Below are 15,022 nucleotides of genomic sequence, written 5' to 3' on the forward strand. Positions count from 1 at the left end.
TTCGCCCGCAACGGACTGATCAACTCATCGAAACGACCCATACCACATCAACGAACCCAATCCCCGGAAGCAACCCATAAATTCGCGACGCCCCCATGTGGACGTGAGAGGAACAAAAAACCGCCTCTGACCTGTTTGCGCAGGTCAGAGGCGGTTTCTTATGGCGGTAGCGGAGGGATTTGAACCCTCGGTGAGTTTCCCCACACTCGCTTTTGAGGTCTGTTCCTGCTGGTCAGGGCGCGATGCGTCACCATTCATGGCCGTACACCATCGTCCGCGAAGCTCTGGAGTAGTAGGCACTGGTACCGAGACGAACGGTGACGTACGGCGGTGAACGAGACGGAAACTGAGACGGGCCCGCAGACGGCCCCGCTTCACTACGCAAGTCTCATAGGTGATGAGGCCACCAGAGGGGACGTTCGTGTGCCACGATGCCCGCCGGGAGGCGCGATGGGCTACGTGGTTCTACTGGCGTTCATGGCCTTCGCTCTGGGCATGGTGGGATGTGGCGTGGCGGGGCTCGCCACCGGCTGGATCCACCCATGGGAGCGAGGCCGGGTCCTGCGCCCTGTGGCCCACGGGCTCGGCCACATCTTTTCGGGGTGCGGCTTCTTCTGCTTCTGCGTGTTCTTCCTCTTCACGTTGTCGGAAGGTGTCTCGCTGAAGCTGCTCGTAGTGGGGGCAGTTCTCTTCTTGATCGGAACTGTCCTGCGCGGCGTGGGTAGCTTCCCGGACCGTTAGGCCTGATCGTGAGTGTCCGCGGACCCGTCCAGATGGCACGCGCTGAGGTCGGTGGAGTGGCTTTGGGCTGGAGTTGCTCTAGCATCAGTGATCCTGCAGCTCCCACGGCGGTGCACCTAGCGGAGCGCCCACGACGGGCTTAGCCACAGCGCGGCAGCAGCCAGCTCCCCACCCAGCCGATCTCTCGGTGGCAGGTCCGCTCACGCTGCCGCATCCGTGACGGTGGCGGTACGGCGCTCGGCTCCCGCCGGCCTTTTCTGCCCGGCGACCTCGCCCAGCCCGGACGCCACCCCCTCCGCAGCCAGCCTGTCTCGACAGCACAACGGCTATGGCGGCAGACGGCCGCGTTCGTGCCACGTAAGCCGCTCAGCGATGCCACCGTGCTCACCTGCCGGAGAGGACCTGCGGCCGTAAGGCCGGGTACTGCCCGCAGAGGCAGCGCACCAACCCGGAGACGGCCGACACCAAATCGCGCGCCGGCCGCCGGGCGGTTGGGCTTCCGCAACAGCTCGTGGACCTCCTCCGTATCCGTCGGAAGCGGCCGGATGCCGAGAGGGCCACAGCCGGGGACCGCTGGACGGAAGAGGGATGGCTTTTTGCCACCGAGACCGGCCGGGGCACCTCACCCCGTACGGACTACGACGACTGGAAGGAACTATTGCAAGCGGCCAAGGTCCGGGACGGCCGACTGCACGACGCCCGCCACACTGCCGCCACAGTGCTGCTGATTCTCGGGGTATCGGAGCGGGCGGTCATGGGCCTCATGGGCTGGTCGACCACCGCAATGGCTGCCCGCTATCAGCACATGGTCGACACCGTTCGGACCAACGTCGCGGAACGGGTTGACGGGCTGATCTGGCAGAGCGAGACCGCCCGCCGCGACGATGACGACGGCGCCGCCGGGGCCCTCCTGCCGGCCAACTGAGACGGAACGCAGTGAAGGGACCGACCCAAACGGGTCGGTCCCTTCATCTACCTGCGGTAGCGGAGGGATTTGAACCCTCGGTGAGTTTCCCCACACTCGCTTTCGAGGCGAGCTCCTTCGGCCGCTCGGACACGCTACCGAGAGAGAGCTTAGACCATCCAGGCCGTGGGTTGAAATCCGATTCTCCCGCGTGTGCGGAAGCCGGATCGGAGGCTGGGCGCGCCGCCGGGTCAGCGGTCGCGGAAAAAGGCCGTCAACTGGGCGGAACAGGCGTCCTCCAGAACTCCGTGGATCACTTCGGGGCGGTGGTTGAGCCGCCGGTCCCGTACGAGGTCCCAGAGCGAACCGGCCGCGCCCGCCTTCTCGTCCCGTGCCCCGTAGACGACCCGGGCCACCCGGGACTGCACGAGTGCGCCCGCGCACATGGTGCACGGCTCCAGGGTGACCACCAGCGTGCAGCCGGTCAGCCGCCATGCGCCGAGCGCCTCGGCGGCCCGGCGGACGGCAAGGATCTCGGCGTGCGCGGTCGGGTCGCCGGTCGCCTCGCGTTCGTTGTGTCCCGTGGCGAGCAGGGTGCCGTCCGGGCCGAGGACGACGGCGCCGACCGGCACATCGCCGGTCTGCGCCGCGTGTGCGGCCTCGTCCAGGGCGCGGCGCATGGCCGCCCGCCATGGGTCCCGTACGGGATCGTTCGTCGGGTCGTGGGGTTCTTGCGGTCCGTGCGGCCGGTGCGGGCCCGGTGGTGCGGTCACCCGCGGACCCTAACGGACGGTCTCCAGGACCTCGGCCGCGCCCAGCGCGTCCGCGATCTCCACCAGGGCGTCCGTGCGCAGCATCAGCAGCTCCTTCTCGGGAAGTCCGAGATCGGACAGGATCCCGGTGTCTCCGAGCGGACCCGTCGGTACGGCGTCGGCGTCGGGCCCGTCGTCGTCGTCGTTGTCGTCGTGGTCGGTCTGATTGTCGGTGGCGTGATCCGGCTCGCCGTCCTCCGTACCGTCGAGGCCGACGAGCTCTTCGAGGGCGGCAATCGAGTCCTCGGCCTCGGGTTCGCGGCCGAGCAGTTCATCGGTGAGCAGGATCTCCCCGTAGGAGGAGCGGGCGGCGGCGGACGCGTCCGAGATGTAGATACGGGGGTCCTCCTCACCGTCCACCCGGATGACGCCGAACCAGGCGTCCTCCTGTTCGATGAAGACGAGCACCGTGTCCTCGTCCACCGAGGCCTCACGGGCCAGATCCGTCAGATCGGACAGGGTCTCCACATCGTCGAGCTCCGTGTCGCTCGCTTCCCACCCGTCTTCGGTGCGCGCGAGCAGTGCGGCGAAGTACACCGTGACTCTCCCACTGGTCATAGGGGTGTCGGTCCGGCGGGAGGGCATCCGGTGATCCGGCTGTCCTGCGTCCCGCCCATCGGAATCGTGGCAGAAACCTATCGTTCGCGAGAGTAGTTCGACCGTTGCGTCGTGGATCAGTTGTCGCGGACACTGCTCCGAAGGGGCCGTCCGGCTGCTCGGAGCGCTACCAGCGGAAGGCCCGCATCCGCATGGCTTGGCGCATTCGGGCGGCCCGGGCGCGGCGCGGCTGGACCCGGTCGCGCAGCGCCTTCGCCTCATGAAGCTCGCGGAGGAAGTGGGCGCGCCGCCTGCGGCGCTCCGCTTCGGTCGCGGTCTCCGGCGCGTCCTGCGTGTCCCGCGGGGCCCGCTGGTCCCGCTTCTGCTGCTCCCCGTCCGCCATCCGCACATCACCCCAAGCCTGGGTCCGTATGCCCCCACCTTCCCTCCGAACGTGCGGTTGATGCCAGCGCACAGGTGCGGGGGAGCCCGGTTACTGTTGAACCCATGCGGATCCACGTCGTCGACCACCCGCTGGTCGCGCACAAACTCACCACCCTGCGCGACAAGCGCACCGACTCCCCGACCTTCCGGCGGCTCGCCGACGAGCTGGTCACCCTGCTCGCGTACGAGGCCACCCGGGACGTGCGCACCGAGCAGGTCGACATCGAGACCCCGGTCACACCGACGACCGGGGTCAAGCTGTCGCACCCGCGGCCCCTGGTCGTGCCGATCCTGCGAGCCGGTCTCGGCATGCTCGACGGCATGGTGCGGCTGCTGCCGACCGCCGAGGTGGGCTTCCTGGGCATGATCCGCGACGAGGAGACGCTCCAGGCGTCCACGTACGCGACGCGCATGCCGGAGGACCTCTCGGGCCGACAGGTCTACGTCCTGGACCCGATGCTGGCCACCGGCGGCACGCTGGTCGCGGCGATTCAGGAGCTGATCAAGCGCGGTGCGGACGATGTCACCGCCGTCGTGCTGCTCGCGGCGCCCGAGGGCGTCGAGGTGATGGAGCGCGAGCTGGCGGGTACGCCGGTGACCGTGGTCACCGCCTCGGTCGACGAGCGGCTGAACGAGAACGGCTACATCGTGCCGGGGCTCGGCGACGCGGGCGACCGGATGTACGGAACCGTCGGCTGAGTCCCGGTTCCGACCAGGGCTTTCGGCCCGTGCACCCCGAGGTCCTGTCGTCGAACCGGCCTCTGCTGCGCGGTGTGACGACGGGACAGCTCTTACGGCCTCCCCTGGCCGTCAGCGGCAGGAGGAGGGCGCCGGGGCCGGCTTGTTGAGGGCGGCGAGGGCCGCGGCTGCTTCCTTCGGTGTGTTCAGCTTCTTGAACGCCGTACCGAGGATCAGATCGACGTCCGCCGTCCTGCGCGCGTCGGTCTTCGGCGTGGCGCCCGTCAGCTGCGTACCGAGGACCGGGAACGTGCCGTTCGTGGCCGTCGGCGCCCCCAGCAGTACCCCGGGCCCGGGGACCTTCTTGTCGTACGCGGCCGAGGCATTGCCCACCTTGCCGATGCGGAAGCCGCGCTTCTTCAGCTCGTCGGCGGCGGCCTTCGCCAGTCCGCCGCGCGGCGTCGCGTTGTAGACATTGACGGTGATCTTCGCCGGTGCCGGCAGTGCCCTGGCGGGCGTGGACGGCTTGGGAGTGGGGCAGTCGGCCCTGCGGTCCGCGGCGCTGGCCTGCTTGTCGCCGCCCGTGAAGACGTCGATGAGCTGCAGCGTGCCCCAACCGGCCAGCCCTAGGGCCACCACGGAGGCAATGGACGCGAGGACCAGTGTGCGGCGGTGCCGGGGGCGGCGCATGCGCGGGTACTTGTCGCCCGTGATGCGGTACTTTCCGCCCATGCCGGGGGGAGTGAGCATGCTCATGGGCGCAGCGTAGTGCGACCCGGTGAAGATGCGTACTAAATGATCAACGGCGTGCACCCGTCCGGGTGTGAATGCACCCGAAAGCACCCGGCGCGGCGAAGTGCGCGGACCGTCGGCTCACCGAGACGCTGGACTGTCAGCCGAGTTCGAGGACGCGGGCGTGCAGCACCTGGCGCTGCTGGAGCGCCGCGCGGACCGCGCGGTGCAGCCCGTCCTCCAGATAGAGGTCGCCCTGCCACTTGACGACGTGGGCGAACAGGTCGCCGTAGAACGTCGAGTCCTCGGCGAGGAGGGTTTCGAGGTCCAGCTGACCCTTGGTCGTCACCAGCTGGTCGAGGCGGACCGGGCGCGGCGCGACATCCGCCCACTGCCGGGTGCTTTCCCGGCCGTGGTCGGGATATGGCCGCCCATTTCCGATGCGCTTGAAGATCACACGGAAAGCCTACCGGTCAAGAGCCTCCGGGCGCAGCCATGGAGCGGTACTGCGATGCTGACCAAAACGTCATGAATGCAGGCATTTCGGAATAGGGGCCGCGATGAGTGACAGCGACAGCACGGGCGGGGGTACCGAAGCGGGCACGGGAGCAGGCGCCGGCGAGGGTGTCGGCGTACTGCCGCAGCAGGCCCGGGAGATCGCCGACGGGTACGCCGTCGGCGCGGCCGCGCTCGATCTGGGTGCGCTGCTCTGGGACGGTGCATGCCTGCCCGGCGCGCAGATCCGGATCCCGCTGGGGATGCTCAACCGTCACGGACTCGTCGCGGGCGCCACCGGCACCGGCAAGACCAAGACCCTGCAGCTGATCGCCGAACAGCTGTCGGCGAACGGCGTTCCCGTCTTTCTCGCCGACATCAAGGGCGATGTCTCCGGCATCGCCGCGTCCGGCACACCGGGTGACAAGGTCACCGAACGCGCCGGGCAGGTCGGGCAGCAGTGGGAGGCCAGGGGATTCCCCTGCGAGTTCTACGCGCTCGGCGGCATCGGCCCCGGCATTCCGCTGCGGGCGACGGTCACCAGCTTCGGTCCGGTCCTGCTCTCCAAGGTGCTGCAGCTCAACCGGACACAGGAGCAGTCGCTCGGCCTGATCTTCCACTACGCGGACGCCAAGGGCCTGGATCTGGTGGATCTGAAGGACCTGCGGGCCGTCGTCGCGTTTCTCGTCTCGGACACCGGCAAGTCCGAACTGAAGGGGATCGGTGGGCTGTCCACGGCCACGGCCGGGGTAATCCTGCGGTCGCTCACCGCCTTCGAGCAGCAGGGCGCGGGCGACTTCTTCGGCGAGCCGGAGATCGACACGGCGGAATTCCTGCGGTCGGCGCCGGACGGGCAGGGGCTGGTCTCCGTACTGGAACTGGCGGCCGTTCAGGACAAGCCGCAGCTCTTCTCGACGTTTCTGATGTGGCTGCTCGCCGATCTCTTCCACGATCTGCCGGAGGTCGGCGACCTCGACCGGCCCAAGCTGGTGTTCTTCTTCGACGAGGCTCATCTGCTCTTCAACGGGGCGTCGAAGGCGTTCCTGGACTCGATCACGCAGACCGTGCGGCTGATCCGCTCCAAGGGTGTGGGCGTCTTCTTTGTCACGCAGACGCCGCGTGACGTACCGGGGGATGTGCTCGGGCAGCTCGGCAACCGGGTGCAGCACGCGCTGCGCGCGTTCACGCCGGACGATGCGAAGGCTCTGCGGGCGACGGTGAAGACGTTCCCGAACTCGCCGTACGACCTGGAGGAGTTGCTGACTCGGCTGGGCACCGGCGAGGCGGTGATCACCGTACTGAGCGAGAAGGGCGCGCCGACACCGGTCGCCGCGACCCGGCTGCGGGCGCCGCAGTCGCGGATGGGGCCGTTCCCCGCGGCGGAGCTGGACGCGGCGGTGAAGGGGTCCTCGCTGTACGGGCGTTACGCACACGCGGTGGACCGGGAGTCGGCGTACGAGAAGCTCACCGCCGAGCACGAGGCCGAGCAGCGGGCCGCCGCGGAGGCGGCGGCGGTGGATACGGCGGCGAAGGGCGGGAAGGCCGGGAAGCAGCCGAAGGCGGCGAAGGACGACGAGTCGCTGGTGGAGCAGGTGGTGGGAAGCGGGGTGTTCCGGTCGCTGGCGCGGTCGGTGGGGACGCAGCTCGGGCGGGAGATCTCGCGATCACTGTTCGGTACGGCACGCCGCGGGCGGTGAGGGGGAGGGGGCGGGCACCGCAGTCGGGTCCCCGCCCCCCGGACGCCAGTGCCCCTCCCGGCAAGCTTTGCCCCGTCGCACCGTCCGGCACGCCCGCTCGCCGCGTTGGCCACAAGCCCTGGCAGCTCCTTCCCCAAGCTCTCAACTTCGTTCGAGCAGGGGAGACCCCACTGGGGGACGTCCGGCCGCCTTGCGATCGCACGCACCGGACGACGCTCCTCATGGGGCAGACACTGCCGGTCACGGCATTAGGCGGTGGCGTCGGAGTGGCCTTCGCGCAGACCGCCGCCGCTGCCGGCCTGTCCCTCGGTGGCGGCGGGCGGGACCGGGCGGGTCAGGGAGCGCAGGTCGTACGCGTACGTGCCGACCGCGTTCGCGATCACATCGATATTGGCGTCGAAGAACGCCATGTCGATGTTGGCCAGTGTGTCGCACGCGGAGTGGTAGCAGGGGTCGAACGCGATCCCCGCCTCACCGCCGAACTTCTTCGCCTGGGCGGGCGACTTGATGACCTCGGCGCCGGTGTCCGTACCACCCGCGGGGATGCCGACGTCGATGAACGGTCCGTAGTCGGAGCGACCGGTGAAGTCCGTGCCCTCGTGCGGCGTGCCCGTCTGGTCGAGGAAGTCCGCTATGTCGCGCTCCAGTTGGGCGGAGCCCTCGGGGCCGGGGCCCGAGCCGACCCCGTCCGAGTCGTCACCGTCGAAGACGAACTGGGCGCCGTTCGGCGAGGCGATCATGTCGAAGTTGAGGTAGAGCGCGATCTGCTTCTGCTGGGCCGGGTCGAGCTTCGCGACGTACGTCTCCGATCCCTTGAGCCCGTTCTCCTCCGCCGACCACCAGGCGAAACGCACCTTGTTGGCCGGGGTGCGGTGGGTCTTGGCGAGCTCCAGGGCGACTTCGAGGAGACCGGCCGAGCCGGAGCCGTTGTCGTTGATTCCGGGGCCGGCGGTGACCGAGTCCAGGTGCGCGCCGAGCATGACGGTTCTCGCGGCGTTCCCGCCACGGGTCTCGGCGATCACATTGCGCGTGGTGCGCGGCTCCTGGAACTCCCGGATCTCGAAGGAGACCGTCACCTCGCCCCCCTTGGCCAGGTCGGCGACGAGCCGCTCACCGTCGCCCTGGGTGACTCCGCCGGTGGGGATCCGCCCGGACGCGACGTCGCCGAGGGTGCCTCCTTCATCTCGTCTTCGCCGCGGCAGCCTTCGCGGCCGCCTTCGCTTCCTGCTTGTGCGCGCGGACGAGGGCGAGCGAGTCGGGGCCGGTGATGTCGGCGACCGACCGGTGCGAGCCCGCCTCCCCGTACGGACCCGCCGCGGCGCGCCAGCCGGTCGGCCGGACATCCAGCTGCTTGCCCAGCAGCGCGAGGAAGATCTGCGCCTTCTGGACGCCGAACCCCGGCAGCGCCTTGAGCCGTTTCAGCAGTTCGGCACCGGTCCCGGCATCGCTCCAGACGGCACTCGCGTCTCCGTCGTACTCCGAGACCAGGAATTGGCACAGTTGCTGCACCCGTTTGGCCATGGAGCCGGGATAGCGGTGCAGAGCGGGTTTCGCGGTGAAGAGTTCGGTGAACGCCTCCGGGTCATAGACGGCGATCTCATGGGCGTCCAGATCGTCGGAGCCCATCCGCTGCGCCAGGGTGTGCGGGCCGGAGAATGCCCACTCCATAGGAACCTGCTGGTCGAGCAGCATGCCGACCATGGCGGCGAGCGGACTGCGGCCGAGCAGCTCGTCCGCCTCCGGCTGCTGAGCGATCTGCAGGGCGATCGGCTTGCCCTTGCCGTTCGGTTTGTTCTGTGTCATGCCTCTGATCATCGCGACAGTGACGGAGGACGGCGAGTCCAGGAGCCGCCGATGGAGTACGTCTTGGGGTCGGTGTAGGCGACCGCGGTCGGCTCACCCTTGACCCGCACGGTCGCATACAACGGCCAGCCGTGACCGGAACCGTTTCGATGGGCGGCTCCGTCGCTCAGCGGACGCTGGCCATCGCTCCGCAGCGGGTGCGCCGAATCGTCGGGGTGTCGCCCGTCCCTGCGTCCGGCCTGCCGCTCCTGCCCGATCAGTGGGAACTCTTCTCCGCGGCGGCGCACACCCCCCAGAACCGTCGGACCATCCTCGACATCACCACCGGAGGCCGCCGCCCCGCGGGCTGGCTGGACCGCATGGTGCGTCGCTCGCTCGAACGCAGCGATGCCAAGGCGTTCCGCGCGTGGCTGGATTCCTGGGCGGGGGAGGACTTCCACGACCGGATCGACGGTTCGCCCGTGCCGGCCCTGGCGGTCGTGGGCGCGCTGGACCCGGCACTGTCGGCCGAGTTGCAGCGCGCCACCTGGATGCGCTGGTTCACCCGGACCGAACTGGTGGAGCTGCCCTCGTGCGGCCACTACGCAATGGACGAGGCCCCGCTCGACCTGATCCGCGTGGTGGAGGACTTCCTGCGGGCCGATACGGAGGACGCCGGGGCGAAGGCATGAGCGGGCCCGTCCCCGAAGCGCCGGAGCAGACGCCCGTACCGGACGTCTTCGACCCGAGGCAGTACGCGCAGGGCATCCCCCACGACCGCTACCGCCACCTGCGCGATGACCACCCCGTGGCGTGGCAGGAGGAGCCGGAGGTACTCGGATGGCCGGCGGGCCCCGGCTTCTGGGCGGTCACCCGGTACCGGGACGCCGTCCGCGTGCTGAAGGACTCCTTGACGTACTCCTCGTACCTGGGCGCCACTCAGATCCGTGACCCGGACCCGGCCGACCTGCCGTTCATCCGCCGCATGATGCTCAACCAGGACCCACCGCACCACCGGCGACTGCGCGTGCTCGTCAGCCGCGCTTTCACGCCGAAGCGCGTGGATCGCTTCGAGACAGTCGTCCGTGAACGTGCTCGTTCCCTGCTCACCCGGGCGGTCGCCCGGGCGCGGGCCACCGACGGCACCTGCGACCTCGTCGCACACGTCACCGACGACTACGCCCTGCTCAATCTCACCGACCTGCTGGGCGTGCCGGACAGCGACCGCGGACTCCTCCTGCACTGGACCCGGCGTGTCATCGGCTACCAGGACCCCGACGAAGCCGGAACACCGGTACTGGGCCCGGACGGCAAGCCGGTCAACCCGCGATCCCCGGCATCTCTGCGCGACATGTTCGACTACGCGCACGCACTGGCGGCACACAAGCGCCGACACCCCGGCGACGACGTGATGACGGCCCTGGCCACGGACCCCGAACTCGCCGAGCCGGAGTTGGAGATGTTCGTCTTCCTGCTCGTGGTGGCAGGAAACGACACGGTACGCAGCGCAGCCCCCGGCGGCCTGCACCTTCTGGCGGGGAACCCTGACGCCTACCGCCGCCTGCGCAACGGCGAGGTGGAGCTGACCACCGCCATCGACGAACTGCTCCGCCGCCATCCCCCGGTCCTGACCTTCCGCCGGACCGCCACCCGGGACACGGACCTGGCAGGCACGCGCATCCGCACCGGCGACAAGGTGGTCGTCTTCCACGCCTCCGCCAATCACGACGAACGCGTCTTCCCAGACCCGTACGCCCTGGACCTCTCGCGCACCCCCAACCCCCACATCTCCTTCGGCGACGGCCCCCACGTCTGCCTGGGCGCCCACTTCGCCCGCCTCCAGTTACGCGCCCTGTACGACGAGGCCTGCCGCACCCTGCCTGCCCCACTCCACCTCGCGGCCCCACCGCGCCGCCTGGTGTCGAACTTCATCAACGGCCTGAAGTCGCTGCCGGTGCGGCTGGCCGACGTCTGACGGCCGCCGGTCCTGACGGCGCACGTCCGGGGACGCCGTCGGGTCAGGCGGTCGCCGCCGTCGCCGCTCGGGCCCGGCGGCGGTAGTTCCCGGGCGCCAGACCGTACTCGCGCTTGAACGCCTTTCCGAAGGCGAACTCGGAGCCGTACCCCGCCTGCGCGGCGACCGTGCTCAGCGGGACGTCCGCCTCCCTCAGCAGCTTCGCCGCGCGGGTCATCCGCCAGTGCTTCAGATACGACAGCGGCGGTTCGCCGACCAGCGTGGCGAACCGCCGGGCGAACGCCGCGCGGGACAGCCCGGCTCGCACGGCGAGCGACTCGACGGTCCACTGCGCCGAAGGATCGTCGTGCATGGCTGCCAGCGCCGGGGCCACCGCCGGGTCGCTGAGCGCGGCGGCCCAGCCCTCGGCGGCGGTGGCCGGCTGGTCCTGCAGCCAGGCCCGCAGGATGTACAGCAGCAAGGAGTCGACCAGGGCGGGCACGATGCCGTCCGAACCGATCTGAGGGTGGTCGAGTTCCGAGCGGAGCAGCTGCACGGCAGCGGCGAGTTCGGGATGACGTCCGTGCCGGGCGGGCAGATGGATCATCGCGGGGAGCTGCCGCACCAGGGCGTGCGGCCGCCCCTGGTCCAGGTGGTAGTTGCCGCAGAGCAGCGAGGTCCGCGGGCCGTCGCCGCCGAGCTGGACCGAGCCGATCGGAGGACCGTTCCGGAACTGGTCCGGCCGGGCCTCCGCCGCCGGTGTGGAGGGGTGGTCGGCCAGGATGTGGCCGCGGCCGTCCCGGAGGAAGACCACGTCACCGGGGCCGAGTGCGACCGGCTCCAAGTGCGGTCCTGTCTGCTCCAGCGGGACCAGCCAGCAGGTGCCGTGCAGCACCACATGGAACCCCGCGCCTGCCACGGACGGCAGCCGAAGGCCCCAGGGGGCGCGGCCGTCGGTACGGATGGACGTCGGGCGTCCGGTCCGCATCGACGCCAACGCCTCGGTGAGGATGTCCATGTGCCCTGCTCCCCCTCCGGCTTCCGTGGACCCAACGGTGTCAGTCCGCCACCGTCAGGACAACCTTTCCCTGCGTACGGCCGGACGCGACCAGCTCGTGGGCCTTGCCGGCCTCTTCCAGCGGGAACGTCTCGGCGACGTGCGGCACGATCCTCCCGGCGTCGACGAGTGCCGCGATCGCTTCGAGCGCCGCGTAGTCCGGCTCGACCGAGACACCGATGAAGCGCAGCCCCGCCTCCTCGACCCGGGCGGCGAGCTCCCTGCTGCGGTGTTCCAGGATGCTGATGAGGGCGCCGCCCGGCCGCAGCACGGCGAGCGAACGGTCGCCCTGGGCGGTGGAGTCGAAGACGATGTCGACGTCCCGGACCGCCTCGGTGAAATCGGTGGTCCGGTAGTCGATCACCTCGTCGGCCCCGAGGCCGGTGACGAACTCGTGCTTGGGGGAGCTCGCCAGCGCGATCACATACGCGCCGCGCGCCTTCGCGATCTGTACGGCGAAGTGGCCGACCCCACCGGCGGCGCGGTGGATCAGGACCCGCTGCCCCGCCGATACCTGTGCCAGGTCGACCAGGCCCTGCCACGCGGTGAGCGCCGCGAGAGGCAGAGCCGCGGCATGGACGTGGTCGACGGACGACGGCTTACGGGCGAGCTGCCGGGAAGGCGCGGCGACGTACTCCGCGTAGCCGCTCGCGGCGCGGGGGAAGAACGGCATCCCGTAGACCTCGTCGCCGACCCGGTACCTGGCGCCGGGCCCGGTCTCCACGACCGTGCCGGAGATGTCCCAGCCGAGGATGAACGGTGGCTCGCCCAGGAGCGGGAACGCGCCCGCCCTGACGGCCACGTCCACCGGGTTGACCGCGCTGGCGCGGACCCGGACCAGCACCTCGCCCCCGAGCGGCTTCGGCCGCTCGGCCTCCACGACCTCCAGCACCTCGGGACCACCGAACGAGTTCTGCACGACAGCACGCATGGCAACGCTCCCTGATTTTCTGCCGGTTGATGGATCCAACCGTAGGAAGCGCGGACGAGACGCGGAATGGCCTTCCGTCTCGCCCGCATGTCCATTCGTCTTGCTTGCGTGTACGCGGGGGATCCGCCCGTCACAGGGATGTCCCGTCCCGGGGTCAGGGTGTGACAGGGGTGGCCCCGGCTGCCGTGACCGGCCGCTCGAAGAACGTCTCCAGGACCACCGTGGCCTGGGTGCCGCTGACGCCCTCGATCGCGTACAGCCGCCGCAGCACGTCCTGAAGCTGCTCGGTCGTCGCCGTGCGCACCTTGACCAGGACGGACGCGCTGCCCGCGATGACATGTGCCTCCTGGATCTCGGGGAGGGCCGCGAACGCCTCGGCCGACTCGCCCATCCAGGCCGCCGATTCGACCATCACGAAGGCGAGCACCCCGCACCCCACGGCCGCCGGGTCGACATCGACGGTGGTGCGGCGGATGACGCCGCGCTCGCGCAGCTTGCGTACGCGTTCGTGGGCGGCGCCCGCCGACAGGCCCACGGCCCGGCCCAGAGCCGCGTAGGACCGGGTGGCGTCCTGCTGGAGCAGCGTCAGCAGCTCACGGTCGATGTCATCCACGTTCTTCATGTGCACACCATATTCCGTCTGGTTCGTACGGTGATACGTTGAATGGCATTCGGTCTCAGGGGAGTGAGGGGGAATCATGTCCGGTGACGTGGTGAACGGGATCTATGAGGTCCTGGACGGCCGGTTCCGCAGCGGGCGGTGCGCCAACGGGGACATGCGACTGGAGAAGCTGTACGGCGACTGCCGCTGGGCCGAGGGCCCGCTCTACGTGCCGGCCTGGCGCCAGGTCGTGTGGAGCGACATCCCCAACGACCGGATGCTGCGCTGGGACGAGGTCACCGGGACCGTCGGCGTCTTCCGCGCGCCCGCGGGACACAGCAATGGCAACACCCTCGATCCGCAGGGCCGGCTGATCACCTGCGAGCAGGGGAACCGCCGCGTCACCCGCACCGAGCACGACGGCTCAGTCACCGTCCTCGCCGACCGTTTCGAGGGCAAGCGGCTCAACAGCCCGAACGACGCGGTCGTCCGCAGCGACGGCACGGTCTTCTTCTCCGACCCCGACTTCGGGATCACCAGCGACTACGAGGGGCGTCGCGCGCAGAGCGAGATCGGCTCCTGCAACGTGTACCGGGTGGACCCGGCCACGGGCGAAGTGCGTCTGGCCGCTGACGGGTTACGCGGCCCGAACGGGCTGGTCCTCTCCCCCGACGAGCAGCAGCTGTACGTCTCCGACACCCGGCTCAACCAGGTCCGGGTCTTCGACGTCGACGAGCGCGGCGACCTGTCCGACGGCAAGGTCTTCGCCGAGTGCCGGCCCGGCAACGGCGTCTTCGACAACATCCGCTTCGACGACGAGGGCCGCCTCTGGGTGGCGGCGTGCGACGACGGCATCCACTGCTACGACCCGGACGGCACCCTGATCGGCCGCATTCTGGTTCCCGAGACGGTCTCCAACATCGCCTTCGGCGGCCCCAAGAACAACCGGCTCTTCATCACAGCCACGATGTCCCTGTACTCGGCGGTCGTGGCGGTGACGGGGGCGCCCCGGATCAGGCGCTGAGACCTGCCGCGGGTCTCCCTCACCGATCCCGCCCGACCGGGCCCGTCCCGTACGCGATGATGACGAGCTGGACCCGGTCGCGGGCGTCGAGGCGGTACGCGAGACCGCCGGGCAGCCGACCGGCGGGGGCCCATGCCACCGAAAGGCCCTGACTGCGGGCCCGAACGAGGGCGGGCGGTCCGGATCGCGGTCCCCGTCGAGCGTCCTGCTTCCGGGGCCGTATCCGCTGGTGCCCGGGTGAGGGCGCCTGGTAGGCATGGCCCGTGCATGTCGACAGCGTCCCGATGCCGCCGGCCGTCCGGGCCAGGCCCCGTGATACCCGTGGCTATCCCGTTCCCGCGATCACTCCGTGGGAAGGGGACGAGCCCCAGTTCGCCCTCACCGACTACGGGCGGAGCGCGGACTGCGCGCACGGACGGCTGTGCTCGCCCGGAGTGACGGTCGTCGAGGTGGACTCCGCGGAACCGGACGGATCGCAGGCGGTGAGGAGCATCGCACTGCTGGTGCTGATCAGGGTGATCGCGGCGAGACGACTGCGTCAACACCAGTGCGTTAGGGCTGTGACCTGCGGCGCAACTCTCCCGAAGAGGGGTGCCGGGACCGGGAAGCGAGTCCGTTCTCCATGAACGTGAT

Annotated in this window: 14 protein-coding genes, 2 tRNA genes and 3 pseudogenes; 7 read left to right on the forward strand and 12 right to left on the reverse strand. The window is 69.9% G+C overall.

Features of this window, described 5'->3' with window-relative positions:
* Window positions 1-161: 161 nt before the first annotated feature.
* Window positions 162-272, reverse strand: a tRNA-OTHER gene (locus ACWD6R_RS36760).
* Window positions 273-450: 178 nt separating this feature from the next.
* Here ACWD6R_RS36760 and ACWD6R_RS36765 point away from each other — a divergent pair.
* Together ACWD6R_RS36765 and ACWD6R_RS36770 are read left to right on the forward strand one after the other, a co-directional pair.
* Window positions 451-741 carry a hypothetical protein gene (locus tag ACWD6R_RS36765; RefSeq protein WP_451822726.1) on the forward strand — a complete coding sequence of 97 codons (291 nt, stop codon included), beginning with the start codon at window positions 451-453 and terminating at the stop codon, window positions 739-741.
* Between the two features lie 400 nt (window positions 742-1,141).
* Window positions 1,142-1,666, forward strand: a pseudogene (locus tag ACWD6R_RS36770) (tyrosine-type recombinase/integrase); the annotation flags it as partial.
* Window positions 1,667-1,720: 54 nt separating this feature from the next.
* Here ACWD6R_RS36770 and ACWD6R_RS36775 read toward each other — a convergent pair.
* The 4 genes from ACWD6R_RS36775 to ACWD6R_RS36790 form a co-directional block, all read right to left on the reverse strand.
* Window positions 1,721-1,805 (reverse strand) — tRNA-Ser (locus ACWD6R_RS36775).
* Window positions 1,806-1,896: 91 nt separating this feature from the next.
* Window positions 1,897-2,325, reverse strand: a complete 429-nt coding sequence (gene tadA, locus ACWD6R_RS36780; RefSeq protein ID WP_451822734.1) for a tRNA adenosine(34) deaminase TadA — start codon at window positions 2,323-2,325, stop codon at window positions 1,897-1,899.
* A gap of 102 nt (window positions 2,326-2,427) precedes the next feature.
* Window positions 2,428-2,994, reverse strand: coding sequence for a tRNA adenosine deaminase-associated protein (locus ACWD6R_RS36785; protein WP_451822735.1), 567 nt, complete (start codon window positions 2,992-2,994; stop codon window positions 2,428-2,430).
* A 187-nt stretch (window positions 2,995-3,181) separates the two neighbouring features.
* On the reverse strand, window positions 3,182-3,397 hold the full coding sequence (locus tag ACWD6R_RS36790) for a hypothetical protein (RefSeq protein ID WP_451822727.1): 216 nt from the start codon (window positions 3,395-3,397) through the stop codon (window positions 3,182-3,184).
* 104 nt (window positions 3,398-3,501) lie between these two features.
* Between ACWD6R_RS36790 and upp the strand changes: the two genes are divergently transcribed.
* Window positions 3,502-4,137 carry a uracil phosphoribosyltransferase gene (gene upp, locus ACWD6R_RS36795; protein ID WP_350988165.1) on the forward strand — a complete coding sequence of 212 codons (636 nt, stop codon included), beginning with the start codon at window positions 3,502-3,504 and terminating at the stop codon, window positions 4,135-4,137.
* Window positions 4,138-4,248: 111 nt separating this feature from the next.
* Here the strand turns inward: upp and ACWD6R_RS36800 are convergent, their stop codons facing one another.
* Window positions 4,249-4,848, reverse strand: a complete 600-nt coding sequence (locus tag ACWD6R_RS36800) for a LytR C-terminal domain-containing protein (RefSeq protein WP_451822736.1) — start codon at window positions 4,846-4,848, stop codon at window positions 4,249-4,251.
* Window positions 4,849-5,008: 160 nt separating this feature from the next.
* Complete coding sequence (locus tag ACWD6R_RS36805) at window positions 5,009-5,305, reverse strand: type II toxin-antitoxin system VapB family antitoxin (RefSeq protein ID WP_003955420.1); 297 nt, start codon at window positions 5,303-5,305, stop codon at window positions 5,009-5,011.
* 103 nt (window positions 5,306-5,408) lie between these two features.
* On the opposite strand from ACWD6R_RS36805, the gene ACWD6R_RS36810 reads away from it, so the two are divergent.
* The gene (locus ACWD6R_RS36810) at window positions 5,409-7,040 is read left to right on the forward strand and encodes a helicase HerA-like domain-containing protein (protein WP_451822728.1); all 1,632 of its coding nucleotides are present in this window, start codon (window positions 5,409-5,411) and stop codon (window positions 7,038-7,040) included.
* Between the two features lie 248 nt (window positions 7,041-7,288).
* Here ACWD6R_RS36810 and ACWD6R_RS36815 read toward each other — a convergent pair.
* Both ACWD6R_RS36815 and ACWD6R_RS36820 read right to left on the reverse strand, forming a co-directional pair.
* Window positions 7,289-8,215, reverse strand: a pseudogene (locus ACWD6R_RS36815) (M20/M25/M40 family metallo-hydrolase); the annotation flags it as partial.
* A 4-nt stretch (window positions 8,216-8,219) separates the two neighbouring features.
* Window positions 8,220-8,843 (reverse strand): HhH-GPD-type base excision DNA repair protein, encoded by a 624-nt coding sequence (locus tag ACWD6R_RS36820; RefSeq protein ID WP_451822729.1) that lies wholly within the window; start codon window positions 8,841-8,843, stop codon window positions 8,220-8,222.
* Window positions 8,844-8,926: 83 nt separating this feature from the next.
* Here ACWD6R_RS36820 and ACWD6R_RS36825 point away from each other — a divergent pair.
* Both ACWD6R_RS36825 and ACWD6R_RS36830 read left to right on the forward strand, forming a co-directional pair.
* A pseudogene (locus ACWD6R_RS36825) lies at window positions 8,927-9,514 on the forward strand (alpha/beta fold hydrolase); the annotation flags it as partial.
* Entirely contained in the window at window positions 9,511-10,797 is a 1,287-nt protein-coding gene (locus ACWD6R_RS36830) for a cytochrome P450 (RefSeq protein ID WP_451822730.1), read from the forward strand. The pseudogene ACWD6R_RS36825 and the gene ACWD6R_RS36830, both read left to right, overlap by 4 nt.
* A 43-nt stretch (window positions 10,798-10,840) precedes the next feature.
* Here ACWD6R_RS36830 and ACWD6R_RS36835 read toward each other — a convergent pair whose 3' ends face one another.
* The 3 genes from ACWD6R_RS36835 to ACWD6R_RS36845 form a co-directional block, all read right to left on the reverse strand.
* Window positions 10,841-11,794 (reverse strand): AraC family transcriptional regulator, encoded by a 954-nt coding sequence (locus tag ACWD6R_RS36835; protein ID WP_451822731.1) that lies wholly within the window; start codon window positions 11,792-11,794, stop codon window positions 10,841-10,843.
* A 40-nt stretch (window positions 11,795-11,834) separates the two neighbouring features.
* The gene (locus tag ACWD6R_RS36840) at window positions 11,835-12,764 is read right to left on the reverse strand and encodes an NADP-dependent oxidoreductase (RefSeq protein WP_451822732.1); all 930 of its coding nucleotides are present in this window, start codon (window positions 12,762-12,764) and stop codon (window positions 11,835-11,837) included.
* Window positions 12,765-12,918: 154 nt separating this feature from the next.
* Window positions 12,919-13,377 carry an Lrp/AsnC family transcriptional regulator gene (locus tag ACWD6R_RS36845; protein ID WP_451822737.1) on the reverse strand — a complete coding sequence of 153 codons (459 nt, stop codon included), beginning with the start codon at window positions 13,375-13,377 and terminating at the stop codon, window positions 12,919-12,921.
* An 85-nt stretch (window positions 13,378-13,462) separates the two neighbouring features.
* On the opposite strand from ACWD6R_RS36845, the gene ACWD6R_RS36850 reads away from it, so the two are divergent.
* Window positions 13,463-14,389: an SMP-30/gluconolactonase/LRE family protein gene (locus ACWD6R_RS36850; RefSeq protein WP_451822733.1), complete on the forward strand. Its 927-nt coding sequence runs from the start codon at window positions 13,463-13,465 to the stop codon at window positions 14,387-14,389.
* The last annotated feature ends 633 nt before the right edge of the window (window positions 14,390-15,022 follow it).

The organism is Streptomyces sp. NPDC005151, assembly GCF_053599875.1.

Excerpts from the sequence above, each read along its gene's own strand:
- tadA (WP_451822734.1), bottom strand. The coding sequence starts at position 2,325 with ATGCGCCGCGCCCTGGACGAGGCCGCACACGCGGCGCAGACCGGCGAT.
- ACWD6R_RS36765 (WP_451822726.1), top strand. The coding sequence starts at position 451 with ATGGGCTACGTGGTTCTACTGGCGTTCATGGCCTTCGCTCTGGGCATG.
- ACWD6R_RS36810 (WP_451822728.1), top strand. The coding sequence starts at position 5,409 with ATGAGTGACAGCGACAGCACGGGCGGGGGTACCGAAGCGGGCACGGGA.
- ACWD6R_RS36840 (WP_451822732.1), bottom strand. The coding sequence starts at position 12,764 with ATGCGTGCTGTCGTGCAGAACTCGTTCGGTGGTCCCGAGGTGCTGGAG.
- ACWD6R_RS36850 (WP_451822733.1), top strand. The coding sequence starts at position 13,463 with ATGTCCGGTGACGTGGTGAACGGGATCTATGAGGTCCTGGACGGCCGG.
- ACWD6R_RS36830 (WP_451822730.1), top strand. The coding sequence starts at position 9,511 with ATGAGCGGGCCCGTCCCCGAAGCGCCGGAGCAGACGCCCGTACCGGAC.
- upp (WP_350988165.1), top strand. The coding sequence starts at position 3,502 with ATGCGGATCCACGTCGTCGACCACCCGCTGGTCGCGCACAAACTCACC.
- ACWD6R_RS36800 (WP_451822736.1), bottom strand. The coding sequence starts at position 4,848 with ATGGGCGGAAAGTACCGCATCACGGGCGACAAGTACCCGCGCATGCGC.
- ACWD6R_RS36820 (WP_451822729.1), bottom strand. The coding sequence starts at position 8,843 with ATGACACAGAACAAACCGAACGGCAAGGGCAAGCCGATCGCCCTGCAG.
- ACWD6R_RS36835 (WP_451822731.1), bottom strand. The coding sequence starts at position 11,794 with ATGGACATCCTCACCGAGGCGTTGGCGTCGATGCGGACCGGACGCCCG.
- ACWD6R_RS36790 (WP_451822727.1), bottom strand. The coding sequence starts at position 3,397 with ATGGCGGACGGGGAGCAGCAGAAGCGGGACCAGCGGGCCCCGCGGGAC.